22 protein-coding genes and 1 tRNA gene are annotated in these 25,862 nt (G+C 43.6%); 13 read left to right on the plus strand and 10 right to left on the minus strand.

Going from position 1 to position 25,862, the window contains the following annotated elements; genetic code table 11:
- Positions 1–46: 46 nt before the first annotated feature.
- Positions 47–934 (minus strand): lysophospholipid acyltransferase family protein, encoded by an 888-nt coding sequence (locus AC2D6U_RS13160; RefSeq protein WP_484721450.1) that lies wholly within the window; start codon positions 932–934, stop codon positions 47–49.
- A gap of 140 nt (positions 935–1,074) precedes the next feature.
- On the opposite strand from AC2D6U_RS13160, the gene dnaK reads away from it, so the two are divergent.
- Positions 1,075–2,979 (plus strand): molecular chaperone DnaK, encoded by a 1,905-nt coding sequence (dnaK, locus tag AC2D6U_RS13165; RefSeq protein ID WP_484721451.1) that lies wholly within the window; start codon positions 1,075–1,077, stop codon positions 2,977–2,979.
- Between the two features lie 78 nt (positions 2,980–3,057).
- Here the strand turns inward: dnaK and AC2D6U_RS13170 are convergent, their stop codons facing one another.
- Both AC2D6U_RS13170 and AC2D6U_RS13175 read right to left on the minus strand, forming a co-directional pair.
- Entirely contained in the window at positions 3,058–3,654 is a 597-nt protein-coding gene (locus tag AC2D6U_RS13170) for a hypothetical protein (RefSeq protein WP_484721452.1), read from the minus strand.
- A 6-nt stretch (positions 3,655–3,660) separates the two neighbouring features.
- Positions 3,661–4,323: a CAP domain-containing protein gene (locus tag AC2D6U_RS13175; protein WP_484721453.1), complete on the minus strand. Its 663-nt coding sequence runs from the start codon at positions 4,321–4,323 to the stop codon at positions 3,661–3,663.
- A gap of 92 nt (positions 4,324–4,415) precedes the next feature.
- Between AC2D6U_RS13175 and AC2D6U_RS13180 the strand changes: the two genes are divergently transcribed.
- Positions 4,416–4,883, plus strand: coding sequence for a C40 family peptidase (locus AC2D6U_RS13180; RefSeq protein ID WP_484721454.1), 468 nt, complete (start codon positions 4,416–4,418; stop codon positions 4,881–4,883).
- Between the two features lie 30 nt (positions 4,884–4,913).
- Here AC2D6U_RS13180 and AC2D6U_RS13185 read toward each other — a convergent pair.
- A tRNA-Ala gene (locus AC2D6U_RS13185) sits at positions 4,914–4,987 on the minus strand.
- Positions 4,988–5,188: 201 nt separating this feature from the next.
- Here AC2D6U_RS13185 and AC2D6U_RS13190 point away from each other — a divergent pair.
- On the plus strand, positions 5,189–6,070 hold the full coding sequence (locus tag AC2D6U_RS13190; RefSeq protein ID WP_484721455.1) for an ABC transporter ATP-binding protein: 882 nt from the start codon (positions 5,189–5,191) through the stop codon (positions 6,068–6,070).
- Between the two features lie 9 nt (positions 6,071–6,079).
- A complete protein-coding gene (locus tag AC2D6U_RS13195; protein ID WP_484721456.1) occupies positions 6,080–9,652 on the plus strand; it encodes an ABC transporter permease/M1 family aminopeptidase in 3,573 nt (1,190 codons plus the stop codon).
- Positions 9,653–9,712: 60 nt separating this feature from the next.
- Here the strand turns inward: AC2D6U_RS13195 and pafA are convergent, their stop codons facing one another.
- Both pafA and AC2D6U_RS13205 read right to left on the minus strand, forming a co-directional pair.
- The gene (gene pafA, locus AC2D6U_RS13200) at positions 9,713–11,338 is read right to left on the minus strand and encodes an alkaline phosphatase PafA (RefSeq protein WP_484721457.1); all 1,626 of its coding nucleotides are present in this window, start codon (positions 11,336–11,338) and stop codon (positions 9,713–9,715) included.
- A 15-nt stretch (positions 11,339–11,353) separates the two neighbouring features.
- Positions 11,354–13,993 carry a WG repeat-containing protein gene (locus AC2D6U_RS13205; RefSeq protein WP_484721458.1) on the minus strand — a complete coding sequence of 880 codons (2,640 nt, stop codon included), beginning with the start codon at positions 13,991–13,993 and terminating at the stop codon, positions 11,354–11,356.
- A gap of 166 nt (positions 13,994–14,159) precedes the next feature.
- Here AC2D6U_RS13205 and AC2D6U_RS13210 point away from each other — a divergent pair, with 166 nt between their 5' ends.
- From AC2D6U_RS13210 to AC2D6U_RS13235, 6 genes are all read left to right on the plus strand, one after another.
- The gene (locus AC2D6U_RS13210) at positions 14,160–16,610 is read left to right on the plus strand and encodes a TonB-dependent receptor (protein ID WP_484721459.1); all 2,451 of its coding nucleotides are present in this window, start codon (positions 14,160–14,162) and stop codon (positions 16,608–16,610) included.
- Entirely contained in the window at positions 16,610–17,704 is a 1,095-nt protein-coding gene (locus AC2D6U_RS13215; RefSeq protein WP_484721460.1) for a DUF4249 family protein, read from the plus strand. The genes AC2D6U_RS13210 and AC2D6U_RS13215 overlap by 1 nt, the downstream gene beginning before the upstream one ends.
- The gene (locus AC2D6U_RS13220; RefSeq protein ID WP_484721461.1) at positions 17,704–18,804 is read left to right on the plus strand and encodes a DUF4249 family protein; all 1,101 of its coding nucleotides are present in this window, start codon (positions 17,704–17,706) and stop codon (positions 18,802–18,804) included. Before AC2D6U_RS13215 ends, AC2D6U_RS13220 begins: the two co-directional genes overlap by 1 nt.
- Positions 18,804–19,124: a hypothetical protein gene (locus AC2D6U_RS13225; RefSeq protein ID WP_484721462.1), complete on the plus strand. Its 321-nt coding sequence runs from the start codon at positions 18,804–18,806 to the stop codon at positions 19,122–19,124. The genes AC2D6U_RS13220 and AC2D6U_RS13225 overlap by 1 nt, the downstream gene beginning before the upstream one ends.
- Before the next feature lie 44 nt (positions 19,125–19,168).
- Positions 19,169–19,666 carry a DUF4920 domain-containing protein gene (locus tag AC2D6U_RS13230; protein ID WP_484721463.1) on the plus strand — a complete coding sequence of 166 codons (498 nt, stop codon included), beginning with the start codon at positions 19,169–19,171 and terminating at the stop codon, positions 19,664–19,666.
- A gap of 146 nt (positions 19,667–19,812) precedes the next feature.
- Positions 19,813–20,529, plus strand: a complete 717-nt coding sequence (locus AC2D6U_RS13235; protein ID WP_484721464.1) for a pentapeptide repeat-containing protein — start codon at positions 19,813–19,815, stop codon at positions 20,527–20,529.
- Positions 20,530–20,580: 51 nt separating this feature from the next.
- Here the strand turns inward: AC2D6U_RS13235 and AC2D6U_RS13240 are convergent, their stop codons facing one another.
- Genes AC2D6U_RS13240 through AC2D6U_RS13250 form a run of 3 tightly spaced genes read right to left on the minus strand, consistent with a single transcriptional unit; the run spans position 20,581 to position 23,071 of the window.
- Positions 20,581–21,378: an SDR family NAD(P)-dependent oxidoreductase gene (locus AC2D6U_RS13240; protein WP_484721465.1), complete on the minus strand. Its 798-nt coding sequence runs from the start codon at positions 21,376–21,378 to the stop codon at positions 20,581–20,583.
- Complete coding sequence (locus tag AC2D6U_RS13245; protein WP_484721466.1) at positions 21,375–22,355, minus strand: SDR family oxidoreductase; 981 nt, start codon at positions 22,353–22,355, stop codon at positions 21,375–21,377. Before AC2D6U_RS13245 ends, AC2D6U_RS13240 begins: the two co-directional genes overlap by 4 nt.
- Positions 22,355–23,071, minus strand: coding sequence for a CPBP family glutamic-type intramembrane protease (locus tag AC2D6U_RS13250; protein WP_484721467.1), 717 nt, complete (start codon positions 23,069–23,071; stop codon positions 22,355–22,357). Before AC2D6U_RS13250 ends, AC2D6U_RS13245 begins: the two co-directional genes overlap by 1 nt.
- 92 nt (positions 23,072–23,163) lie before the next feature.
- Here AC2D6U_RS13250 and AC2D6U_RS13255 point away from each other — a divergent pair, with 92 nt between their 5' ends.
- The gene (locus AC2D6U_RS13255) at positions 23,164–23,883 is read left to right on the plus strand and encodes a DUF6503 family protein (RefSeq protein WP_484721468.1); all 720 of its coding nucleotides are present in this window, start codon (positions 23,164–23,166) and stop codon (positions 23,881–23,883) included.
- Between the two features lie 25 nt (positions 23,884–23,908).
- Here the strand turns inward: AC2D6U_RS13255 and AC2D6U_RS13260 are convergent, their stop codons facing one another.
- Complete coding sequence (locus AC2D6U_RS13260; RefSeq protein WP_484721469.1) at positions 23,909–24,541, minus strand: carboxypeptidase-like regulatory domain-containing protein; 633 nt, start codon at positions 24,539–24,541, stop codon at positions 23,909–23,911.
- A gap of 159 nt (positions 24,542–24,700) precedes the next feature.
- Here AC2D6U_RS13260 and AC2D6U_RS13265 point away from each other — a divergent pair, with 159 nt between their 5' ends.
- Together AC2D6U_RS13265 and AC2D6U_RS13270 are read left to right on the plus strand one after the other, a co-directional pair.
- On the plus strand, positions 24,701–25,084 hold the full coding sequence (locus AC2D6U_RS13265; RefSeq protein ID WP_484721470.1) for an ArsR/SmtB family transcription factor: 384 nt from the start codon (positions 24,701–24,703) through the stop codon (positions 25,082–25,084).
- Between the two features lie 31 nt (positions 25,085–25,115).
- On the plus strand, positions 25,116–25,808 hold the full coding sequence (locus tag AC2D6U_RS13270) for a YjjG family noncanonical pyrimidine nucleotidase (RefSeq protein WP_484721471.1): 693 nt from the start codon (positions 25,116–25,118) through the stop codon (positions 25,806–25,808).
- Positions 25,809–25,862: the final 54 nt, after the last annotated feature.

Genomic DNA, 25,862 nt, shown 5'->3' on the forward strand with positions numbered 1-25,862 from the left:
GCTGCAAAAGTACTCAAATAACCAGTCTAGCCCAATTCAAAAAGACTTACTCTTCGCCTGGCTTGCGTTTCCGCTTCCATCTCTTGTGCGTCCACAGCCAATAGGCAGGAGCTTTTAAAATCTGCTTTTCTAATGCCGCAACGTGAAGTTCTGATATGCGCCCATGAGGCTCATCTAGTGGACTCTCGGTCAACACCTTAAAGGTTACGCTGAATTTACCTCGGCCGAGTTTTTCATTGTCTCCCCAGATCACAACAGCATTGCGCTCTTTAGCGAATTTTTCTGCACCAAAGGCCACGGCGGTTTCCTGTCCAAGAAAGGTTGTCCAATACACTTTTTTCGCTATTGAGGGCGATTGATCTGTCCCGAAGATGATGCCTATCGGTTCAGTAACCGTATCATAGTAACCGTCTCTTGTTTGTTTGCGGGATACCATCAAGGTGCCTCCTCTACTTCTGGATTCCAGAATGATCTTTTCAAAGAACTTATTCTTCAGCTGATGATAAATGGCAGACATTTGGTGTTTGACTCTGGGTGGAAATGCATGGGTAACAAATTCCCAGTTCGAATAATGTCCTCCACAGATGACAAGATCTCTTCTTTGTGCATAGTAGGCATCCAAGAGTTCAGGATTAGTGACTTCCATTCTGGCCATAATTTCTTCGGAACGGGCACTAAACAGCTTAATGCTCTCAACGATGATATCGAAGAAATGATGGTAAAACCTATCTCTGATTTCAGCAATTTCTTTTGTGGTTCTGTCTGGTAAGGAATTTCTAAGGTTGGCATTAACTACTTGAGTTCTGTACTTAAACAGTTTATATACGATCCAATAGAGACAATCAGAAATGAAATAGAGCGCCCTCCAGGGCAGCAAAGAAAGTGGTTTGATGAGTAAATAATAGAGAATCGCCATGACGCTAATCGGATACAAAAGTAGACTTTGTCAGCCGTTCAGCAATAATAGCACTGATTTTCTGACAAACTGTCACCAATTGTCATTAAAAATCCTTTGGCACATTCGTTGTTTAACAGTCGATGTAACATTGAAATTAAAATATTTAGTAATAGATCATGGGAAAAATAATTGGCATTGACTTAGGAACGACCAATTCATGTGTAGCCGTGATGGAGGGTAATGAGCCTGTCGTTATTCCAAATAGCGAAGGTAGAAGAACTACGCCTTCAATTGTGGCTTTCTTGGATAATGGTAATGGAGAAAGAAAAGTGGGTGATCCTGCAAAGCGTCAGGCAATCACAAATCCGCAAAACACCATCAGCTCAGTGAAGCGATTCATGGGTAAGAAACACAGTAATGTGTCGGAAGAGCTGAGAGGGATTGCATATACAGTTGAAAAAGGAAATAATGACACCGTTCGCGTCAAGATCGGTGACAGAAACTATACTCCACAGGAGCTGTCTGCTATGATCCTTCAGAAAATGAAGGCAACAGCAGAAGACTATTTAGGCACTGAGGTAACAGAAGCAGTAATTACTGTACCTGCCTACTTCAATGATGCAGAAAGACAAGCAACGAAAGAAGCAGGTCAGATCGCAGGACTTGAAGTGAAACGTATCATTAACGAACCGACTGCCGCTTCCTTGGCTTACGGTTTGGATAAAAAGGACAAAGACCAAAAGATCGCTGTTTATGACCTTGGTGGAGGTACATTTGATATCTCCATTCTTGAGCTAGGTGATGGTGTTTTTGAGGTAAAATCGACCAACGGTGATGTGCACCTGGGTGGTGATGATTTTGACCAAGTCATCATTGACTGGTTGGCTGACGAGTTCAAAAAGGATGAAGGATTAGACTTGACCAAAGATCCGATGGCATTGCAGCGTTTGAAAGAAGCTGCAGAAAAAGCCAAAGTAGAGCTTTCTTCTTCTACGTCAACAGAGATCAACCTACCGTATATCATGCCGGTTGATGGTGTACCAAAGCACTTGGTGAGAACCTTGTCAAGAGCAAAATTCGAGTCATTAGCAGATAACTTGGTCAAAAGATCAATGGCACCTGTTAAAAAGGCGCTCGAAGACGCGAACTACACCATTTCAGACATCGATGAGGTGATCTTGGTCGGTGGTTCAACTCGTATTCCTAAAATCCAGGAAGAGGTTGAAAAATTCTTCGGTAAGAAACCGTCAAAAGGAGTAAACCCTGATGAGGTGGTTGCCATTGGTGCAGCGATTCAAGGGGGTGTGTTGACTGGTGAAGTAAAAGATGTCTTGTTATTGGACGTTACTCCGCTTTCACTGGGTATCGAAACAATGGGTGGTGTATTCACCAAATTGATCGAGTCTAACACGACTATTCCTGCCAAAAAATCGGAAGTGTTCTCAACTGCGGCTGACAACCAGCCCTCTGTAGAGATTCACGTCTTGCAAGGAGAGCGCCCTATGGCCAAGGACAACCGAACCATTGGACGTTTCCACCTGAGTGATATTCCACCAGCACCAAGAGGAGTGCCTCAAATTGAAGTGACCTTTGATATTGATGCGAACGGAATCATGAATGTGTCTGCCAAAGACAAAGGAACAGGAAAAGAGCAAAACATCAGAATCGAAGCTTCTTCTGGTTTGACAGATGAGGAAATCGAAAAGATGAAGCAAGAAGCTGAGGCCAATGCTGAAGCAGATAAGAAGGAGAAGGAAAAAGTAGAAAAATTAAATACTGCCGACTCTTTGATGTTCCAAACAGAAAAGCAGCTGAAAGAATATGGTGAGAAGCTTTCTGATGGAAATAAAAAACCGATTGAAGAGGCCTTGGCTCATTTGAAAGAGGTTCACCAGAAGCAAGACTTGGAGGCCATTGACCCTGCAGTGGAAGCGTTGAATAAGGCGTGGGAAGGTGCTGCACAGGAAATGTACGCCGCACAAGGTGAAGCAGGTGAACAACCAGGTGCTGAAGCGGGTGCTGAAAGCAAAGCCGAAGGTGGAGACGATGTCTCTGATGTCGAATACGAGGAGGTGAAGTAATCCTCCCTGATCATAAATAAAAACCCTGAGATCGAAACTTCGAGATCAGGGTTTTTTTATGGACTTGAAATTTTTTGCTTAGTAAGCTTTTGCAGCAGCTACTTTATTTACCTCGGCAGGCAATGTTTTTTCCAGGGAAGATCTGAAGCTGGAATCATAGATCAAAAAGAGCCAGTCGTTGCCAAAAGCAGCATCTTCAATACCGATCAGGTAGCGTTCGGCATTGACACGTACATAACTGGCTGATTGGTTATACTCAACATTCGATTTGCCAAAGGTCTGCTCGATCATAGGCACCATCAAAGAAGCCATACTCTTCAATTCCTCAGTGTTCAATGGCAATTCGAGATCCATCTTGTATTGGATCAAGGCATATTTGTTCTTGTCATTAGAAGGAATAAATTCTTTGTTCATCACCTCAAAATCATTGAACTTAAGGTCAATTCCTGCTTGCTGCATCAGCTGAAAAACCTGAAATATTTGTGCTTTTGGCGTGTGCTCAAAGAATTTGGGATACATCAAGTTGAGTACACCGGTGTAATTCTTGTCGCCCATCATGCCCAAGAAGACATCGACTTTTTTGTCTATGAGGTCGCTATCCGTTTTGGAGAGTTGTTGGGCGTGCATCTGCGAAGCGAAGCAAACAAGAAATAGTAACGTAAACAGTTTTTTCATTTTAGTTTAATTAGGTCTTTTGTCCTTTGACGATTTGCTTTCAACATTTGTAAACGATTGAAAGTTTTGGGTGGCCAACCAAAAGCCACCACCTTGTTTATAGATGTCTTTGTTCTTTTGCCAAAGGCCTTCGAAATAATACACCCCACAACCCAATTCCAAGGCATCTTCCGAATAAAGCGTTTGGCGATGGGGAGGAGAGTTGATCCAGTTGTCGACAATGGCATCAGCAAGGTCTAAATAGGTTGCAAATAGAACGCCACCGATGGCCGTAATATTTTCAGACACGCGAGGGTTTTTAATTCCTGCCAAGTCGGCTCGCTGGGTAACACGAGCTCTTTTTTTTCTTTTGGGGTTGGAATGATCGAAGAAGTCGTCTTTTCCCATGCTCTGCGAATGATGCCAGGCCATGATCTCTAGATTTTCTTGGTAGGCCAGTGGCTTCACCCCATGCTCTACTCTGGCCTCGTTGCTGACAAAATAAACGGCCGCATTGATCAGTTGGTAATTTGGCTTTTTGAGGTTGATCGGACGATTGAATGCCTTAAAGTCTCTGAAGTTGTCTGTGCTTAATTCCGAGTAATACTTGTCTTTCCATTTGCTTTGGGCAGTTGAAGGAAGAAAAGATGACAGGCATAAGGAAGTAATCAAAAAGAGACGCAAACGCATGCACCAATGTACGCAATTCGCATGCTTTCAGCTGATTAAGTTTTAAAATCCTTCAAAAATCTTATTTTTGTTTAACCTAACTACTCTTGATTATGCATATCCATACAAAGCACCAGCTTGTGCTTGGCCTTTTTTTACTTGTTTTACTTTCTGGATGCTCGGGCATGTCTCGTATGAAGCGGGCTGATGTCGCCGTAGCTACTGCCAAATCTTACATTGGTACACCTTACAAATATGGTGGTACTACAAGGGCTGGGATAGACTGTTCGGCCTTGGTGTATCATTCCTACAAAGCCGCCAAGATCAATTTGCCGAGAACATCGGAGGAGCAATCTAAAGAGGGAGAACGCATCAGTAAAAGTAACCTGAAGGTGGGGGACATTGTGTTTTTCGCAACAGGAGATAAGAAACGGGAGATCAACCACGCAGGCATTGTGTCTTCGGCAAAAGGAGGTGAGGTCAAGTTTATCCATGCTTCTACCTCACTCGGTGTCACAGAAAGTAGCTTAAACTCCGAATACTATAAAAAGCGTTACCGTAAAGCGAAACGGGTTTTATAAAAAAAGCCCTGCATGACTGCAAGGCTTTTGTGGAGAATACCGGAGTCGAACCGGTGACCTCTACACTGCCAGTGTAGCGCTCTAGCCAGCTGAGCTAATCCCCCCAAAGGAGTGCAAATATAATCCTTCCTATCAATTCAGGAAATTGATTGGTTGAAATAAATAACGCTAATTCAACCGAACGCTTGTTTCATCTCACCTGCCCTAGGCTGTGGTTATCCTGATTATACGCCATTCTTTAATTTTATTATCTTACGTTGTGGCAATGCTGCTATTTTCATAAACACATAAAAACCAGCTACATCATGGCAAAATTAACCATCTCCCATTTGAATAAGACCTACTCCAATGGCGTAAAAGCATTGGATGACGTGTCCATCGAAATCGCTAACGGCATGTTTGGCCTTTTAGGGCCGAATGGAGCCGGGAAATCTTCCCTCATGCGCACCATTGCAACCCTGCAAGAGGCCGACAGCGGCAGCATCATGCTCGACGACCTTGATGTCATCAAGAACCCCAAAGCCTTACGCCAGGTATTGGGGTATCTGCCGCAAGAGTTTGGGGTGTACCCTCGGATTACCGCAAGCCAGTTGCTCGATCATATGGCCATTCTAAAGGGCATAGGCAACGCCAAGGAAAGAAAACAGCTGGTGAAATACCTGTTAGACAAGGTCAATCTTTATCGTCAGCGCGACAAAAGTGTCAAAAGCTTTTCAGGAGGGATGAAGCAGCGCGTGGGCATTGCCCAGGCTCTGATCGGTGACCCTAAGCTGATCATCGTAGATGAGCCCACGGCCGGATTAGATCCCGGAGAGCGAAATCGCTTTCATAATTTGCTGGCCGAAGTAGGGGAAGAGGTAATTGTCATCCTGTCGACGCACATCGTGGATGATGTGAAAGAATTATGTACAGACATGGCCATCATGAATGAAGGGCAGCTGGTGTATAAAGGCTCTCCAATCAAGGTACTTGAAGAGCTCAATGGAATGGTCTGGGAGAAGGTGATCGAACGATCTGAGCTTACTCATTATGAAGAGTCGTTTAGCATTATCTCCAACAAAATGGTTGCGGGTAAACCCATCATTCATGTGCTGGGAGAATCAAGTCCGGGAGAAGGGTTTAAACAGGTAGCACCGAGTTTAGAGGATGTCTTCTTTTCGAAAATTCAACAAACCGCAACCCTTTAATTGATCGCCATGTTTTTGACCTTCTTTTCAAAAGAGTTAGCCCATGGTTTTACACGACCCATGGTCTATATTTTTTTCGTGGTCATGGCGCTCCTTGTTTTTGGAGCAGTGACAAGCGAATTTGTTCAAATTGGTGGTGCTGTGGGGAATGTCAATGAAAACTCACCCTTTGCACTTGCGAATTATGTGACCACGCTTTCCATTTTTGGACTACTCATCGCTGCGGCTTTCTTTAACAATGCAGCGTTAAGGGATTTTAAGTATGGGTTCAATGAGATCTTATTCAGTACACCGCTGAGTAAATTTGGTTATTACTTTGGGCGTTTTTGTGGTGCCTTGATCCTCTCTTGCGTGCCCCTTTGCGGAATTTATTTTGGGCTACTGTTTGGTATTGGAGTAGGTGTACCTGCCGGTTGGATTCAACCCGATGCTGTAGGGCCACTCAATTTTGGAGCCTACATCAATACATTTCTTTTGTTCATTTTCCCCAATATGTTATTGGCCGGGGCTATTACCTATTCTTTAGCCAATAAATGGCGAAGTACGGTGATCTCTTTCGTTGGCGTCATCGTTGTCATGATGGGGTATATCATTTCGGGCACCTTACTTTCGGATATTGAAAATGAGGTTATTGGTGCGCTTTCTGATCCTTTTGGTATCAGAACATACAGCATTGAGACCAAGTACTTCACCCCAGCCGAAAAGAATACTGTATCTCCCGGCTTTAGTGGGTTGTTATTGACGAATCGCTTGATCTATACGGGGCTTTCCGTGGTCATTCTACTCGTCTCCTACTTGAGTTTTAACTTTAAGACTCAAGGTGGACGAAAGAAAAAGAAAGCTGAGCAGGCTCCTGTGGTCAGCGAGGTTTTCAATAAACCAGAAATTAGCCAGCTATTCAATGCACAAACAGCATGGGGGCAATTTAAGAGCTTCTTTACCGTAGATTTTGTCAGTATGCTGCGAAGCACCACCTTCGTCATTCTGTTCATCTTTATGTTGGTGCTAACTGTTGCCAACCTCAGTGGTGGATTTGAATATTTTGGTTTGCAATCATATCCGGTCACCTATAAAATGGTTGATGTAGTAGGGGCAGGGTCTTCGCTTTTTGTCATCATCATCTTAGTATTTTTTAGTGGGGAACTAGTTTGGCGTGCACGAGAAAGTAAAATTGCGGAGGTCATAGATGCTACTCCGCACAACGCGATGCCTGCCTTGATAGCTAAGACCCTTGCCTTATTTGTTCTTGCTTGTGGACTTTACTTATTCAATATTCTGGTGGGCATGGGATATCAGCTGCTCAATGGCTATACCCAATTTGAGTTGGATGTTTATCTTGGAGATTTTTTCTACAACTACCTACCCCTTTATCTAGTCACATGTACCTTGCTGGTCTTCATACAGGTATTGGTTAACCATAAATACATTGGTTACTTCGTTTCTATTCTCTACTTATTTGTTGTCGATCTGCTGTGGTTGGTGTTCGATTTGAATTCCAATATGCTGTCTATAGGTAGTACCCCGAGCATGCAGTATTCTGACATGAATGGTTTTGGGCCAGCAGTAACCAGTAATTTGTGGTTCAATGCCTATTGGATATCCTTTGGCGTATTGCTTCTACTATCTGCTGCTTTATTCGTAAGGAGAGGACAAATTTCAGGAAAAGAGGTGTGGAAGCTGGCGAAAAAGAATTTTAGTGGTTCTTACCGGATCTATGTGATGGTGTTCGCCATGCTATGGTTGGGTATCGCCTCTTTTGTTTATTACAATGTGCATGTATTGCATGAAGTAACGAGTGCAGATGACCGAGAGAAACGGGCAGTTGCCTATGAAAAAGCATACAAGAAGTACGAAAAGACCGCTCAACCCAAATTGGTGAATGCGGCCTACGCGATTGACATCTTCCCGAAAGATCGGGATGTCAAAGCGGAAGTGGCCATCCAACTGGTAAATACCACAAATGAAGCCATCGATTCCCTACATTTTACGGTGTCTGAAGATTGGAATCATGCAGTAATAATCGAGGAAAGTGAATTGGTCTTGGATGACAAGGAATTGGGTTATCAGATCTACTCACTTGCAAGGCCTATGTTGCCCGGTGATACTTTACCGATAACAGTAACTGCTGCATACATCACCGATGGATTTGAAAATGAAGTCAGCAACTTAAGTGTTGTGGAGAATGGTACGTTCCTGAATAATTTTTCAATCCTTCCTTCCTTTGGCTACAATGCCAATTTAGAATTGTTCGATAAAGACAAGCGCAAAGAGTATGAATTGCCTGAGAAGGTCAGGACGCCGAAGCTGCTGGAAGATTGTGGGCCGCTCTGTGAGGTCAATTACTTGAGTGATGGGAAGTCGGATTGGGTAGAGGTAGAAACGGTCATCTCAACTTCGGAAGATCAGTTGGCCATAGCACCGGGTTCTTTGATCGAGCAGTGGAAGGAGGGTGAAAGAAATTATTATCGCTACCAAGTAGACCACCCTTCCCAGAATTTCTTTGCCTTTATTTCTGCCCGTTTTGAAGTGGCAAGAAAGCAATGGAATGGCGTTGACATTGAGATCTACTATGATAAAAAACATGCTTATAACATTGATATGATGTTAGAAGCGGTAGAAAAGTCGCTTACGTATTACACAGAGAATTTTGGTCCTTATTATCACAAGCAGGCAAGGATCATCGAATTTCCCCGCTATTCTACTTTTGCACAGGCTTTTCCGGGCACCATGCCGTATTCCGAGAGTTTTGGCTTTATCATTGACCTAGAGGATGCTGATGACAATAACGTGATCGATGCGGTGATCGCCCATGAGATGGCACATCAGTGGTGGGCACATCAAGAGGTTTCAGCCAACATGCAGGGAGGAACCATGCTCACCGAAAGCTTCTCGGAGTATTCGTCATTAATGGTGATGAAACAGCAAGTGGGTCCAGTCAAAATGAAGGACTTTTTAAAGTATGACCTGGACCGCTACTTGCAGGGAAGAAGTGCTGAACGCATCAAAGAACTGCCTCTCTATAAAGTAGAGAATCAATCCTACATTCATTATGGCAAAGGCTCTGTGATCTTATATGCACTGCAAGATTACATTGGTGAAGACAAGGTGAATAAGGCCTTGCGCAACTTTTTAGAGGAATTCAAGTACTCCACGCCATACCCTACATCTCTGGATTTCTTGGATTATTTAACGCCTGAAGTGCCGGATTCATTGCACTACCTGATCGAAGACTGGTTCAAACAGATTACGCTATACGATAATCGGTTGATGTCGGCGCAGTCCGAAGAGTTGCCAAATGGCAAGTTCAAGGTGAATGTAGAGATAGAGGCTTATAAAGTACGTGCCGATACCCTTGGTAATGAGACCCGAATCGATTGGAATGATTGGGTAGATATCGGGTTCTATGCCGATGACGAGGAAAAGGAATTGATCATGGAGCAACGCGTGAAGTTCGATCAGACCAATTTTGAAATGTCTTTTGAATTGGATCAAAAACCAGTAAAAGTGGCTATTGACCCGCGTCGGATATTGATAGAACGGGTGTACTCCGATAATGTCAAGCGTGTCACGGAGAAGGAATAGAGGCCATCGGAATGTTGTGGAAGTAAAAAAGCCTTGAGTACACTCAAGGCTTTTTTACTGCTATTTCAGGGCTTCGTGAATCGGGAGCCCCGTATTGCCATTGGTTAAGCGCATATTCATCAACATGCTGATGGTAGGCGCGATGTCAGTGATGGCAATTTTCCGAACGGAGGTACTTCCTGGATTTACTCCCCAACCGTAAAAGATTATCGGAATATGGGTATCGTAGGACCAGGCATTGCCATGTCCGGTTCCTTTAGCTCTTCCCCCTTGCCAGGCAGGTTGATAGATGAGCTTGATATCGCCCGACTCTTTTGGGTGATAAGAGTTTTGCATCAATTGTCTTAGTTGCTCGTTTTGGCTATTTCTCAGCAGATCAGTACCCGTCATGGCCAAATGAACCCCATCGAATTTCATGGCGGTTTGTGCGCCAAATAGCTGCATTTCGTAAAGGTCTAGCCCTTTTTCTTCGATCAACTCATGATTTAAAAACAAGTCGGTTCCTCCTGCCACGGTGAACCATTTTTCTTCGCCAAAGCGTTCGTTGAAGGCCTGCTGGATGAAAATAGCAAAGTTTCGATTGTTGAAATTGTCGGCTTTGAACCCGTCGTTTTTCATGCGAAGTGAGTTTTCTGCGACACCGTGATCTGCACTCAAGAAGACCACGTATTCACCAGCACCAACTTTGCTATCCAATTCTTTAAATAGGCGAGCTAGCTCTTTGTCTAATCGGATGTAGGTGTCTTGTACTTCTTTGGATTGGGGTCCAAAATTATGTCCAATGTAATCCGTAGAGGAAAAGCTGACGGCTAAAAAATCAGTGACCTCATCCTTACCCAGTTTTTCTCCATCAAGGGCTTCTATGGCCAAATCAGCCAAGATCGTATTGCCATACGGAGTGCTCGGTAGCATGCCATAACCTCCATTTTCCCCGTTCAGCTCTGCCAAGTTGTAAGGAAAGGTAGGCGTCTCTTTCCCTCTAAACCCACTTTCATAAGGTGAATTGTCTTCTCCACTTTCTTGGTACTCTTTTTCATTTTTAGCCAGCTCCCATGTGTCCGTCAGGTATTTACGAGCAAGGTCTTTTTCGTTGAAGCGTTCTACCCATTTGGGAAGTTCTTCCATGTAATAGGTAGAGGTCATGAACTGCCCTGTATTTGAATCATACCAATAGGATCCATCAGAGAGGTGGCCGCCGGGTAAAGCGGAGCCTCTGTCTTTAATGGACATAGCGATCACTTTTCCTTGTTTTTGAGTAAACAGCTTCAGCTCATCCGTAATGGTGCTACTATATAAGTTGGAAGGTGAAATATTCCCTGCTCTTTCGCTACCTCCAACATTTGTGACCATGGTATCTTCTGCACAATAGACGGACCTTCCCCAAACTGGACTATACCATTGGTTATTCACAATACCATGGACAGAGGGTGTGGTGCCTGTATAAATGGACGCATGGCCTGGCCCTGTACTGGTGGAGGCGTAGTTGTAATGCGCATTTTTGGCCATGAAGCCACCTTCCACCATGCGTTTGAAGCCATCGTCACCAAAGTCATCATAAAAACGCCAGAGGTATTCTTGTTTCATCTGATCGACAACGATGCCAACGATCAGTTTGGGCTTTTCGGATTGTCCGAAACTTAACATGCCGAAGCTCATCATGACTAGGAATAGGATTGATCTTTTCATGGGAAATTGTTAATGCTAATTGCAAGCTATTTTAAAATAGTCTTCTCGTGAAAGGCTTTGTGTAAAAAGTTTATTACCATTTTTCGTGTAATAGATGACCACATAGAGGTCGGCTTCTTCCACAATCTTCAAGCTAAAAAATATGGGGTCACTTTCCGAGCCCAATACCTTGATATCATCGAAGGTGGGTTCGATGATCTCGCCTTTAGTGGAATGGAACAAACCAACGCCACTTTCTTTGGTCACCTTAATGAGGGCCCCTTCAGTGTTCCTGCGCAGCACCTCATAATCTAGCATGCCTTCGTAAAGGGCAGTTTCTGATGCGATATCATGAAAGATCCATTCCTCTTCAATGCGCACCAAGGCCACGGTATCGTTCCAGTACTTCACTTCATCAAAATCGAAGGCGGAAAGCTGCTTGTTCTGTTTGTTGATGAATCCTTTGTACTTGGCTTGACTGGCCACCAGTACCGTGTCGCTGTATAGTTCAATTAGTTTAGTGTAACTCGGCTTTATCAATAAGCGTTTGGCAGGGTTGATGATTCCTACCTTGCCGGCATCTAAAATGCTCAGGTATCCGTTTTCGTTCGAACCCACGGCATCGTAAACAAAATTGAGCAAGAAGACACCCAGGCTATCGACCAGGGCCGTATTTCTCTTTTGTAAACGCAACATGTTCGGGTCTAGTGCTGTCACTTCATTGTAGGTAGAAGAGAGGATCTCCTTGCCCCACTCGTTATAAATTCTCCTGTAGTTCTTGTTGTTTGAGAGCATGTAGAAGTCATGCACAGCAGCTTCTCCTGTTTTGATGTAATTCTGAGGTACCAAGAGTTGTCCTTTCCACTCTTTTTCAATTTGAATCCGGTTGCCGTTTTTGAATTGGGCCCATGTTGTGTCATTCCGATACAGCATGACCATGTTTTCTCCAAGAATGGATAGACTATCAAACGATTCGGTAGGAAGGTCGCCGAGCTGGTCGCGGAGCGTCCAGCCAATATCTTGCTTGGTAGCAAGCCATTTGTCATTTTCTTGAATCGCTATGACGGGTTGTTCAGCGAGCTCTTCGAACTTGTCATGAAGGACTTGAATTCCTTGTTCAGAGATCAGCTTCCAGCCATAAGGTTCTTCATAGATCTCGTAGTCCCCAAAAGGAATAATTTGTTTCAGATCAGAATCCAATACGCCTTCTTTTCCATTTTTTAAGGCCCAGATTCTGCCATTGTCTAAAACATCCAGGTCCTCGTACTCGAAAGGAATATTGACATACTCCCCAGTTAAGCTGGGGTATAAATATGAGGGTCGAACCAGGGCAATGCCCTCTTCTTTTTGAAGCCACAGGTAGCCTTCAAACCACTCTATTGCACTGTATTCAATTTCGAGGTAGTTGATTCCATTGATCGACGTAAGGCCATAAAAGTCATTTTGCTTCAGGCGGATGAAGCTATTTGAGAGCACCGTGATCTCTTGGTGGGGGTCCTTCACAATGACCTCACCGGATTTATGGATGAGCTGTTCACCTCGCTCACTTTTCAGTTTAATGAAGCCGTAGCTGGCATCCAAAGCCTCATCAAATTGGCCTTCGAAAATAATACGTCCGTTGCGTCCTTGAATTCTTTTATTGCCATTGATGCTACCGTAAATAAAGTCGGTTTCAATGGGGTCACAGAGGTAGCTGGGTGGAAGTGCACTAAATAAAGAGATGAGCTTTACCTCCCCATTTTTGTCGATAAAGGTATAGCGGCCATTGTCAAGCTTAGGGATCCAGTAGCCTTTTTCAAGCTCGATCAAATTGCGGATGGAGTCGGCCTTTCTGGGAATATTGAAATAAGACAAGAAATCTTCCGATCCGTATTCCCCTTTAAAGATGTGGTAGCCACGTGGCAAGATCTTGGCCGCAAGCGAATCGTTCGGGTATTGATTTAGAAATTCCGTGTAAGCGGCGATGGTGTTTTGAGCGGTACTTAACCGGTAAATCTCTTCTTCGACTTTCGGTCGATAAGGTGATTGAGGATAGCTCTCGAGAAAGTCAACATAGCTTTTGAGGGTGTTGTCTTCTGTCAGGTCTTGGTAGATCAAAAGCTTGTACAGGCTATCTGCAACTGCATAATCTTCGGCGCTTGGATACTCATCCATGAAGGACCGGTAACTTTGCCAGATGTTCATTTGACTAGCCTGTTCAAAGGCGATTCGATCACGTCTCTTTTTGGCTTCAGGCACTTGCTCGGCATCAGCATGAACCTTCATGAATACATTGTAGGCTTCAAGCGTGTGTTGCGCCTTCACCAGTTCGAATTTCAGGCTATCGATTTCATCCTTTTTGAGCTCCAGCTGTTCTTGGGTAACGCCATATTCAGCCAAATCTTCGAAGTCATCGACTTCTTCGATGAATGCGAATTGTGTGATCGATCGATTGATCGATTTATAGGCGGAATCGACATGGTATCCTACAAAGGCCGTGTCGGTATAAAGGCGGGCATACAACAAATGAGAGGCTGGGTTGATGCTGTCTTTTTCGAGTGACCGTTGAAGCAACTCGATGGTTTTTTCAAAATCCCCTTTTTCATATAGGCGGAAAGCCCTTTTGGGAATTTCAACATTCCAAAAAGTAACGAAAAATAATGTCGTCAGTGTAAAGATCAGCTTTCCCCTCACCATCAATTCTTTAGGCCTGCAAACTTAATCAATGCATAGTCAAAATGCATACTTACGGTTTAATTATCATGTTTAATACCAAAGTCTCTGACAAGCCGAAGTCTAGTGTTAAAAAATTAGTAATTCACCCCAATATGGCCTTATTTTAAACGAAAGGTCAAAACAACAGATGCAAATTCGTATTGCGCTATTCCACATACTAGTGGCTTATTTTAGCCTTTGCAGCTTACATACCCAAGCTCAGGAAAATCAAGAGCGAGTGCTCATTGGTGATCCGACAAAGAGTGCCACAGGTAGGGTGCGTGTGACGGGTGTTATTTCAGGAAAAGAAGAAAAGACAGGACTTTTTTCCGCGACGCTCGCTGTCCAGGGCACCAATGGAGGCGCTGTAACCGATGCTGAGGGCAAATTTGAATTGACCATAGCGCCAGGAGAATACGTTTTTATCGTCCAGTTTTTAGGGAAAAAAATTCAACGAGTCCCTGTACGCATCGTCGGGAATGGACAGTTTAACCTGAGTTTAGAAGATGAATCGGTTGCTTTAGATGGCATCACTATCGAAGCAGAGGGCCCTGATCGAAACATTGCTCAGATCAGTGCGGGGGTCAATAAAATCAACCTGAAAGAGATCGAAAGCCTTCCCACTTTTATGGGAGAGGTGGATGTCATTCAAAGTCTGCAGACGCTACCTGGAGTTTCCTCCGTGGGAGAAGGGGCGAGCGGCTTCAATGTCAGAGGGGGTAGGACAGATCAAAATCTTATCCTGCAGGATGGAGCCATTCTGTTTAATGCCAACCACGTATTGGGCTTCTTTTCGAGTTTCAACCCCGACGCAACCGAGACGTTTACGCTGTATAAAGGCAATATGCCTGCCCAATTTGGAGGTAGAGTGGCCTCCGTCCTAGATGTGCGAATGAAAGAAGGAAACTCACAAGAGATGAACGTAAAAGGTGGGCTCGGAATGGTGGCTAGTCGCATATCCATTGAAGGCCCATTGAACCAGGGCAAAACACGATTGATGGTAGCTGGCCGAGCGTCGTATTCGGATTGGGTGCTGCAACAGGCAAAAAATATCGATGTGGTGAACAGTGAGGTACGGTTTCATGACCTGAATGTAAAGATCAGTCACCGGCTTGCTGAAGACCATAAGCTGACCCTGAGCTACTACAAGAGCGGTGACTTCTTTAATTTTGCCAATGATTTTGGGTTTCGCTGGAATACAGACCTGGGCAATCTGAATTGGCGTTGGAGTATCAATGATAATTTGGTCTCATCTAGTCGGTTGGTTCGGGGTAATTATACGAGTCAACTCTTCGATCCTACCGGTATCGACGCATCAGAAGTGGATAATGGAATGGCGTATTGGCAAGGGAATCAAACCTTTTATTACAGCCTCAACTCTAAACATAACCTGACGTTTGGAGCCGATTGGGTAGGCTATGACGCCCACCCTGAGATTGTTCGGCCTATAGGAGCAGATTCCGGCATCTTGCCTGAACGAGTAGAAAAAGAACAGGGAAATGAATTTGGGATTTTTTTGAACGATCAGTTTGATGTGACCGATCGCTTGGGGATTTCTTTGGGTGTACGATATTCGATGTTTTTTAATAGCGGCCCTTATCGGGTATACCAGTATGCGCCCGGAAATGAATTGACCACGGATCGAATTACCGACACGATTGACTATCAAAAAGGCGATCTGATCAAACAATACGGTGGTATTGAACCAAGGCTCGGTATTCGATATAAACTCACTGAAACGAGTTCTGTGAAGGCAAGTGTGAACAGAACACTGCAGTATATTCATACACTTTCAAATGCCACGGCAGCTACACCAACAGACGTGCTGCAATTGAGCAATACCTATTTTGAGCCCTTAATTTCGAATAACTTCTCTATTGGTTATTTCAAGAACTTCAAGGATAACCTCTGGGAGTTCTCTCTGGAAGGTTATTACCGAAGGATGGAGAACTTATTGGATTACAAGGATTTTGCAGAGTTATTAGTCAATGATCATTTGGAAACGGATGTCGTTGCGGGTGAAGGACGAGCTTATGGCATTGAACTCTTTTTGAAAAAGACAAAAGGGAAACTTACGGGCTGGTTGGCTTATACCTTATCGAGAACGGAATTAAAGGTTCAAGGTGAAACACAAGAAACCAATATCAATAATGGAGATTGGTATCCTGCTAACTTTGATCGAACCCACAACTTATCTTTTGTTTCCACGCTGACGCTCAAAGGAGCCAGTTCCTTCAATTGGAACATTGTGTATTCGACAGGACGACCGATCAATGGAATTGAGTCGAGTTATCAAGCAGGCAGTACCTTTGTGCCTCATTTTTCCGAACGAAATCAATACAGAATTCCAGATTATTTTAGAATTGACCTCAGTTTGACCTTTGGACGGGACATTCTTAAAGAAGAGCTCCGAGCCAAACGTGACGACAAGAAGTACAAAGGCACGGTAACTTTGGGCGTTTACAATATTCTAGGGAGAAGAAATCCCTATTCAATTTATTTTCAGACCCCTGAGAATTCGAGCTTTTTACCGCAACCGCATCGTCTGACCGTGCTGGGTGCTGCATTTCCTACCTTAACCTATAATTTTCAATTCTGATGAATAGGTTTATGGTGATCGGATTCTTGGTTTTGTTTGGCTGTTCAGAAATCATTGAGCTAGAAACACAGCAAAATGGAGGCCTTTTGGTTGTTAGCGGTCAATTGACAAATGGACGTTTCGGTAATCAAGTGATGATAAGTCTTACCAGTGATGGTGGACTTCCACCTGAGCCTGTTAGTAGTTTACAGGTCTACCTTCACCACCTTGAAGGAGAGACGGTTTTGTTCAAGGAAATTGAACCGGGCCTTTATGAACCTAATGGAATCGTTTCGAATAGAAAGCCAGGAGAAACCTTCTGGATCTCTTTCGAAAAGGACGGCAAAACCTATAAATCCAACCCTCAAACTATGCAACAACATGTGGCAAAAGATGAATTGTATTGGGATGTGCAAGTACTACAACGCATTTCTGATGCGGGTGTAGCTTATGAGGAAGAGGTTGTGCGCTTATTTGCTAATGTTTCCTTTCAACAGTTGCCGGAAGACTTTTTTTTAAGATGGCGGATTGAAGAGGTTTTTAATGTACAAGAAGCCTACTTACCACCACAGAATTTTATGTTTTTCCCTAAGCAGTGCTATGTGAAAAATGATTTAAAAACGCAGCAAATCATGTTGCTCGATGGAAGTAAGCTTAAAAACCTTAGTCTCAATGGTCGGGAAATAATTGAAAGAAAAGTTGACCGTAGTTTTCAGTTCAAGCACTACTTCAACCTCATTCAGTTAGCACTGACTGAAGAGAGTTATGTGTATTGGGAGAGGGTCAATGCCTTAACTGATAGAGCAGGGTCTATATTTGACGTGCCACCGGCTCCGGTTCCAGGAAATATTAAGAGTAGTGACCCAAATGAAAAAGTACTCGGTATTTTTGAAGTGGTGAGTCTAGACACCACTCGCACGTTATTAACCAATAATGATATTCCTTATTTCTTTGTAAATCCCTGCTCTACTGCAGGAGCGACACGATACTTTGAATTAGTGAGCGTACCATTTAATTGTATCAAGTGTTTGATAGATGAGCGAATTATTGCCGAGGAATGTGTGGAATGCCTAAGTATCGAAAATAGTACTTTAAACCGCCCAAGTTATTTTTAATGAGATTGACCTTAACCATACTCGCTGTCTTATTCTGCTTCGCATGTTCTGAAGTAATAGAATTAGAAACAGACCAAACTGGAGGAGAACTCGTTATCTTCGGACGTATCAGCAATAGCCAACTGGGCAATTATGTGGAAGTTTCACGGACAGGCCCCAATGGGGAGCCACCAGTACCCATTAACGATGCTTTGGTCAGGATCTATGATGAAGCAGGAAATTCTGAGAGGCTTGTGTTGCGTAGTGATGGGCGCTATGAGTTGGAAGACAATGTGCTGAATCGGGCAATTGGTGATGAACTGAGCTTGGAGGTAAGCCTTGAAGGAAAGGTATACACAAGTCCGCTACAGCGCATCAATCCGGTGGTGGCAAGGGATGAATTGACTTGGAAAGAAGCCATTGAAACCGAAATTACCAGTACGCGAACAGAGATAGAGCAATGGGTCGTACAGCTGTATCTCTCTTCCCAGATCAACCCCTTACCGGACGAATTTTACATTCGCTGGACTCTTGAAGAGGCCTATGCTCACAAGGCCAGCGATCTTCCGCGCTCTCATTTTCCACGGTTTACGCCTACTCGTTGTTATGTGATCAATGATCTCAGTGAACAAAATATATTTTTATTGGATGGCCAGAGTGTTCGAAATACCTCACTTAATAACCGGTATTTGATCAGTAGAAAGATCGATAGAACCTTTGCCGTAAAGCACTATTTCAACGTCATTCAGTCGGCAATGAATAGAGAGTCTTATGAATATTGGGCTCGGGTCAATGACCTTATTGCAAGATCGGGCTCCATATTTGATGTTCCTCCTGCGGCCATACCGAGCAATATTTTCAGTTCCGATCCAGCTGAACGCGTACTTGGTCATTTTGAGGTGATCGGGGTGGATACGACCCGCCTATTGATGACCAATAATGACATTCCGATCTTCTTTGAAGATCCATGTAAGGTTGATACACCAAGTAAGTTCAGGGCCGTGACGAGAGTACCTTTTGAATGCGTGGGGTGTCTTGTGGAGCAGAAGATCCTTCCCCTGGAATGTATATTTTGTGGGCTTGCCCCCGGGTTTACTACTAAAAGACCAAGCTATTTCTAATGACGATCAATACCAGGATTGCCGAGCTTATCAAAGCCTTCAAAGATACGGAGAGCGGTTTTGCCAAACGCTTAGGGGTTTCTACTTCTGTGATGTTCAACATTGTGAATCCTAAAGGACGGCAAAGCTACCCAAGTGGTCCTGTGTTGGAGAAGATATTGGCCTTGGAATTGGAGGGGAAAAGGATATCGGCAGAATGGTTAATGCGTGGAGAGGGAGAGATGTTGCAGTCTTCTGTGAATTTTCAAGAACCTGAGGAGGCCTTGGCTTATTTGGCTCAGGCAATTGCCGAGTTGAAGCTGAAGTCCACAGAAAAGTAGGCGAATTGGTGATCAAGGGTTATTTTTGTCTAAAATTCAGAATCATGAAAAGAATATTTTTTGCACTAGTCGTATTAGCTGCTTTTGCTTGTACTGAGACAAAAGAGGAAGCAATTGAGGGTACCTTGGTTGGAAAATATGGCGAAGAGATCACCGAAGACGGGACCATTTCTACTGACGATATGGTCGCAATGTTGGCGAAGTCCGACTCCGTCGCGGTGAAAGTAAAAGGAGAGATCACCGCTACCTGTGCGATGAAGGGTTGTTGGATGAACCTTGTGATGCCTAATGGGGATGAAATGCGCGTGACCTTTAAGGATTATGGCTTCTTTGTGCCGAAGGAAGGCATGGAAGGCAATTTGGCCATTATTGATGGTGTGGTGACAAGGACATTAACCGATGTAGCCACATTAAAACATTATGCTGAAGATGCTGGCAAACCACAAGAAGAGATTGACGCCATCACTGAAGACAAGGAAGAATTGGCTTTTGTTGCTAACGGTGTGATTATCTATGACATTTCAGAAGAAGAAACGGAATAATTAAAAAGGACTATTAATTTATCCAAAGCCACTTTCTTCGGGAAGTGGCTTTTTTCATGCAACCCTTTGTAAAAAGTTGACATCTTTAGGCTAAGGATGCAACCTCTTGGGTTGATTTCCATCTATTAGACAAACAACAAAAGGTCATGAAAACAAAACGATATACTCGATTTGCATTTGCGCTACTAGCCATTGCATTCACAACCAATCTCCCTGCACAAACTCAAGTCAAAGCCTCTCAAGTCATGAAGGCCATAAAAAATGGTGAAACCATCGCTTACGAAAACGTCACAATTACTGGCGTACTAGACTTCACCTTTATGGACGATAAATTGGATGAGTTCCCCAGAAGAAGTCGATGGTGGAGGGATGGTACCAATGAGGTGAAAGAAACCATTGAATCTAAGGTCACTTTTAAGAATGTCGTTTTTGAAGAGGATGTCTTGGCTTATTTCCACGATAAAAGGTCGGGCTACACCTTTACGGCTGATTTTGAGCAGGAGGTAATTTTTGAGAATTGTCAGTTTTTGAGGGATGCCATGTTCAAGTATTCTGTTTTTGAAGAAGGGGCTACCTTCTCAGGGTCTAAGTTTCAGCGTGAGAATAGCTTCAAGTATGCTGAATTTGAGTCGAGAGCAGATTTCGCGAACACCTATTTCGATGATGATGCAATGTTCAAGTACACCGAATTTAACGAGGGTGTAAGCTTTAGGAAGGCCGTTTTCGACGGTTCTGTTGACATGAAGTATACCAAAGTACGTGGAGATTTGGACATTGAAGACATGGATGTACGTTGGGATATTATCACCAAGTATGCAGAGGTCAATGGACGTTCCTTTACACGTTATCTCATCAATAACTAAGGCAAAAAAGGTGAATTGAAGAGAGCCGTCCGATCAGGATGGCTTTTTTTATCATCGACTATTCTTAATGAACTCATTGGCCATCATGTTCAGTTGAACACGATAAGGAATAAACTTTCCGAAGAACTTAACGATGCGGGTAAGTCGTCCAGGTACGATGACCTGTTTTCCCTTTAATACCTGCTTCAACGCATAGGTAGCCACTTCCTCTGGTAACAAGGCACTTTTTCTTGCGACAAGCCCGAGCTCTTGTGTTCTTTTTTTGACATCATCATTGGTAAGAACACCACCAGGACATAGTACCGAAACGCTGACATTGCTGTCTTCCAATTCCTTGTTCAAAGATCTGGAGAAAGAGAGTACAAAGCGTTTGGTAGCCGCGTAGATGCTCTTGTAGGGCACATCATAAAAAGCTGCCATACTTGCCACATTCAGTACATAGCCACGGTTTTGATTTTTAAGAACAGGAAGAAAACGATGTGTCAAGCCCACCAGAGAACACATGTTGAGCTGCATTTGTCCGTGGTAAAAACTGAAAGGCATGCTTTCAAACGAACCGGAATTTCCAAGGCCGGCATTGTTGATCAAAAGATTGACCTGATAGCCTTTGTTGAAGCACCAATCAAAAATTAGTTTAGAACCATCCTGCTCCATCAAGTTGACTCCTAAATGGTCAAATGTCTGCTCTGGGAATTTATTTTTTAGTTTGCTGGTAACCTCTTCAAGAGTTGGTTCTGGTAGAGCAACCAACAGCACATGATGACCTTGCGCGGCACATTCTTCTGCAAAAGCTCTGCCAATGCCGCTACTTGCCCCTGTGACTAATGTAAATACGGAGGTTCTACTCATTCACTTAACCAATCTATTGTTTGGCGGATGCCATCCTTTAGGGATGTTCTTTGATATCCTAATTCATTTTCAGCCTTGGCACTACTCACTGACCATTTGTAGAGGTACTTTTTGACCCATCCTGGGGTGATCAGAGGTTGTCTGCCAAAGTTGTTTGCCAAGAAGAGCTGGATTTTGCCAAAGGCTAGCAAAACGCCTAAAGGCATTTTGTAAAGCTTAAACCTTCTGCCACCAATAGCTGCAATGGTGTCGAAGAGCTCAAAGTAGGTAGCATCTTCACCACCAAGTAAATACCTTTCTCCTGCTCGGCCCTTTTCCATGGCCAATACATGGCCATTGATGACATCATCAACAAAAACGTAGTTGCCTGTGCTCATTCCGTCTCCTGGAATGAACTTCCATTTGCCTTCGGTGTATTGCTTGATGAGTTTGGTGACGGAATTACTCACATTCAACGGTCCGGGGCCGTAGACACGGGTCGGATTCACGATCACGACATGCTGCCCATTTGCCACATATTCCTTGATCTTTAGCTCCGATTCGTACTTGGTTTGTTCATAGGCGGTGAAAAAGTCGACTTGCCTGGGGGTATCTTCATGAACAGGACCATCTACTGCCGGACCAATCACTCCTGCGGTTGAAGTGACCAGGATTTTTTTGACCTTTTTCTTTTTGGCAGCGTTTAGAATATTGAGCGTTCCCTCAATATTAACTTTCTCAAAGGTATCCCCTTTGGCCCAAACACTTGCGAAGGCTGCCAGGTGGTACACTTCGTCGGTTTCGTGCATGCCTACTTCTAGTGCACCAAGCGAGAAAAGATCTCCCTCAACAAATGAAATGTTCGGGTGTTGGAGGTCTTTGGCTTTGTTTTTTGACCTGATCAACGCAACCACCTGATTTCCATCATCAGCCAATTTTTTAGCTAGCTTTTGACCGATAAATCCGGTGCCTCCAGTAATGAAGATTTTTTTACTCATCAGACCACTTTCATTTCAGGGTGATGCTTCAAGGAAAAGAAGAAGTTCGACAATGCCAACGTAATGTGTACAAAAAAGGCTACCCATAAGGTTCCAGTGGTCAGGGTGACCAAGCATAAGATAATGCCTAAAGGAACTGCTCCTATCGTTTCTTCCAAGTTCTTCGGTACATGAACCAATGCGTAGATGGCTGCATTCAAAATGATTGCTGGCCACTCACCCAAGAGTGGGACCGTGGCGAATAACAGGATTCCTCGGAACATTAATTCATAGCCGAAAAGATAAGCCATCCAGGTGAAGGCATTGGTTGCAACCATCTTTTTAGTCCACTCCTTTTCTCGGACGTTTGGATAGAAGGCTAAATTCTTTTCCTTTTTAGAATTAAAATAATTCATTGGAATGATCAGGCAGGCCAACCCAAGAATCCAGTATAGAGAGATCAAGTGTTCTTGAAAACCCAAGCCGTAGTCGGATGGCGTATTGTTGGTGATCAAAAGCATGACGAAAAATGGGATGACTCCGATCGTCAAGCAGCCCAGGTAGCGCGTCATCCATAAAAACTTAGTGAGTCCTTTGATCTCGCCGTACCTTGCAAGGTAGTTGCCTTTGATCTTATCCGAGATCGAGACGAAGTGGTAAATACTAAATCCAAGGGTAACAAGGGCAATAGCTAGCGACGGCTCAAGATACTCGGATTGCCAAATGGGTAAATTCATAGTAGATGTCCCTTTCAGGATTTGGCAAAAATAAAAAACATTGATTGGATATAAGGCTGGGGCATTTATAAATTGGGTTAAAATTTCAGTTCATGCGCATTGTAGCTCTTATTTTTCTTGGTTCATTCTCCTTCTCACTTTTTAGTCAAAACCTTCCACCTGAAGAACTACTTGAACGTAGCATCGCCTTTCACGATCCAATGAATCAGTGGGCCTCTTTGCAGATGGAATTGGTGCTGCGAATGGAAACACCCAATGGCAAACCCAGAATAAGTAAAGTAAACATCAACAAGGAGGAAGGAACGTTTGAGGTTAGCTATGTAAGCAAAGGGCATCTGTTAACCTACCGGGTTGACCCATTCGATTCTGCTCAGGTCTATGCCGATTTTCAGCTAGCCACTAATCAAAAAACGACGGATTCCTTGGACCTCACTTCTGCAAGAGCCAGGCGATGGCGAGATTATTATACCTATCTCTATGGCTTGCCTATGAAGATAAAAGATGAAGGAACCATTCTTGGTGAGCAAGTGAACAACGAGTACTTCAATGGTCAGGCTGTGCTGGCTCTTAAGGTGAATTACTCACCTGAGGTGGGTAAAGACAGCTGGTATTTCTATTTCCACCCCGAAACCTATGCCTTAGTGGGGTATCGTTTTTATCATGATGAAGCCATCAACGATGGCGAATACATTGTGCTGGATGAAATGGAGATTCAGCGCGGGATGCGGATTCCTAAAAACAGGTATTGGTATGTCAATGAAGACGGTCGTTTCTTAGGCGCTGATATGATGCTTTCGCTTCGTGTGAATTAGGACATTCCCAACTCACCCAAACCTTTTACTTTTTCTTCTTTTTCAACGAATTGATGAACTGAGCCCAAGCAAAAGGGTTCAACAATGGATTGGTGGCTGGTCCTGCTTGTTGCTGAAGGTTATAGAATTGTTGGTTCATCATGTAGCGATAATTCATGCCCGGCGAACCTTCAATTGACATCGTACGGACCATGTCTTGTATGGTCTCGGGTTGAAAATCATTCAATAATTGTGTCTGTTCTTCATTTAGGTTCATGGCCAAAATGGCCTCTTTGAAGATATCTTCAGTAGGGAACGGATTGATCTCTACATCTGCCAGCTGGGTGATCTCTTCCTCTAAAGCAAAAATGACGGTCACTCGGTCTCCCTGATCACTAGGAACAGTGTATTGAATGTTTTTGTAGCCGATCACAGAGATCAGTAGTGTGTCGCCCGCATAAAAGGGCTTACTGAACCATCCCTTGTAATCAGAAGGCGTTCCTCGTCCTGTTTTTGGGTTGTAAATATTGGCTAATGGAATCACGCGTGAGCTGTCCGCATTCATGACAATTCCCGATAATTGAACGATGAGTCGGTTCTCTCGATCTTGCGCATGCGCTTTCTCGCTCGATAGTAAGCCAAAGGCAAACAAGCAGAGTATGAGGCAATATTTTAACATGCGAACCTTCAAGATGGTCTTTGTTGCTTTCTTAACGGATATTTCAACTTTTAGATTTAAAAAAGCTATTTTCGTTCAACGATACAATAATAACACCTAAGTGCCGGAAGTCATTAATTCGCTTTACTATTCTTCTCTGCTTAACAATAATTAACCCCCATGCGCCTCAAAAATTTTAGCCTTAGTTACGGTACACAAATTTTCAAGTCGATGTCCGAAGAGGCAAGGGTAAGGATATTGCATTTACTGTACCGAAATGGCGAAATGACCATTTCTGATTTGGAGCATATCTTAGATTTCACACAGACTAAAACCTCAAGGCACATCACGTATTTAAGGAATTCCAATATCATCAATGCTCGAAAGGTTGATCAATGGGTGTTTTACTCCATTCGAGAAGAGGTAGAGGATGTGCTGACGCAGCTTTTTAGCTTTCTCAATAAGGACGCTGCGCTTTTAAAAGACCAAGAAGTGTATCAAATTCTGGAATCTAATCGAGAGTTGGCCAAGAACCGCGTGCAAGGGAGAGGTTATTTTGCCTGAACAAGCTGAGTGATTTCATGTTTTCATTGCTGTGAATTACAAGCACCTATTTTTCGACCTGGACCATACCTTATGGGACTATGATGCCAATGCAGCGTCTTCGCTAAGTGAACTGGCGATTCATTTTCAATTGGATAGGTTGCCTTCCTTTACCATTGAGCAATTCGTTAGCACCTTTTTTGAGGTCAATTTTGAACTTTGGGACCTTTACAATAAGCATACGATTCAACGAAAAGATATTCGCCAACGACGTTTTCCCATGATCTTCAAACGAATGGGCTATCAGTTTAGCGACGTACCGGAGACCTTAGAGGAAGATTATGTCAGTCTATGCCCGACAAAGCCTAATACCTTTCCTCATGTGCACGAGGTATTGGATTATTTAAAAGGGAAATACCGCTTGCACATTATCACCAATGGGTTTAATGGCATACAAGAAACCAAGTTGAAGTCTGCCGGTATTCGCGAGCATTTTGATGTGATCGTGACCTCCGAATCAGCGAACCAGCGGAAACCAAGTCCTGATATTTTTCATTTGGCAATGGAATGGGCAGAGGCCACGGTGGAAGAATCGATGATGATCGGAGATAATTTGAATTCTGATATTCTGGGCGCGCAATCTGTGGGCATGGACCATGTTTGGTTCAATCCGAGTCGATTCGCAACTTCCGTTACATTTCAGCACGAAATAGTGAACCTTCTTGAGTTGAAAGACATTCTCTAAGAGGGGACTTTTTGCTTCCCCAAGGTGATGCTTATATTTGCCGCAAGAGATTTA

Source organism: Roseivirga sp. YIW32 (genome assembly GCF_057219245.1).

Coding starts and splice junctions, on each gene's coding strand:
- dnaK (WP_484721451.1), top strand. CDS start 1,075: ATGGGAAAAATAATTGGCATTGACTTAGGAACGACCAATTCATGTGTA.
- AC2D6U_RS13170 (WP_484721452.1), bottom strand. CDS start 3,654: ATGAAAAAACTGTTTACGTTACTATTTCTTGTTTGCTTCGCTTCGCAG.
- AC2D6U_RS13175 (WP_484721453.1), bottom strand. CDS start 4,323: ATGCGTTTGCGTCTCTTTTTGATTACTTCCTTATGCCTGTCATCTTTT.
- AC2D6U_RS13180 (WP_484721454.1), top strand. CDS start 4,416: ATGCATATCCATACAAAGCACCAGCTTGTGCTTGGCCTTTTTTTACTT.
- AC2D6U_RS13190 (WP_484721455.1), top strand. CDS start 5,189: ATGGCAAAATTAACCATCTCCCATTTGAATAAGACCTACTCCAATGGC.
- AC2D6U_RS13195 (WP_484721456.1), top strand. CDS start 6,080: ATGTTTTTGACCTTCTTTTCAAAAGAGTTAGCCCATGGTTTTACACGA.
- pafA (WP_484721457.1), bottom strand. CDS start 11,338: ATGAAAAGATCAATCCTATTCCTAGTCATGATGAGCTTCGGCATGTTA.
- AC2D6U_RS13205 (WP_484721458.1), bottom strand. CDS start 13,993: ATGGTGAGGGGAAAGCTGATCTTTACACTGACGACATTATTTTTCGTT.
- AC2D6U_RS13210 (WP_484721459.1), top strand. CDS start 14,160: ATGCAAATTCGTATTGCGCTATTCCACATACTAGTGGCTTATTTTAGC.
- AC2D6U_RS13215 (WP_484721460.1), top strand. CDS start 16,610: ATGAATAGGTTTATGGTGATCGGATTCTTGGTTTTGTTTGGCTGTTCA.
- AC2D6U_RS13220 (WP_484721461.1), top strand. CDS start 17,704: ATGAGATTGACCTTAACCATACTCGCTGTCTTATTCTGCTTCGCATGT.
- AC2D6U_RS13225 (WP_484721462.1), top strand. CDS start 18,804: ATGACGATCAATACCAGGATTGCCGAGCTTATCAAAGCCTTCAAAGAT.
- AC2D6U_RS13230 (WP_484721463.1), top strand. CDS start 19,169: ATGAAAAGAATATTTTTTGCACTAGTCGTATTAGCTGCTTTTGCTTGT.
- AC2D6U_RS13235 (WP_484721464.1), top strand. CDS start 19,813: ATGAAAACAAAACGATATACTCGATTTGCATTTGCGCTACTAGCCATT.
- AC2D6U_RS13240 (WP_484721465.1), bottom strand. CDS start 21,378: ATGAGTAGAACCTCCGTATTTACATTAGTCACAGGGGCAAGTAGCGGC.
- AC2D6U_RS13245 (WP_484721466.1), bottom strand. CDS start 22,355: ATGAGTAAAAAAATCTTCATTACTGGAGGCACCGGATTTATCGGTCAA.
- AC2D6U_RS13250 (WP_484721467.1), bottom strand. CDS start 23,071: ATGAATTTACCCATTTGGCAATCCGAGTATCTTGAGCCGTCGCTAGCT.
- AC2D6U_RS13255 (WP_484721468.1), top strand. CDS start 23,164: ATGCGCATTGTAGCTCTTATTTTTCTTGGTTCATTCTCCTTCTCACTT.
- AC2D6U_RS13260 (WP_484721469.1), bottom strand. CDS start 24,541: ATGTTAAAATATTGCCTCATACTCTGCTTGTTTGCCTTTGGCTTACTA.
- AC2D6U_RS13265 (WP_484721470.1), top strand. CDS start 24,701: ATGCGCCTCAAAAATTTTAGCCTTAGTTACGGTACACAAATTTTCAAG.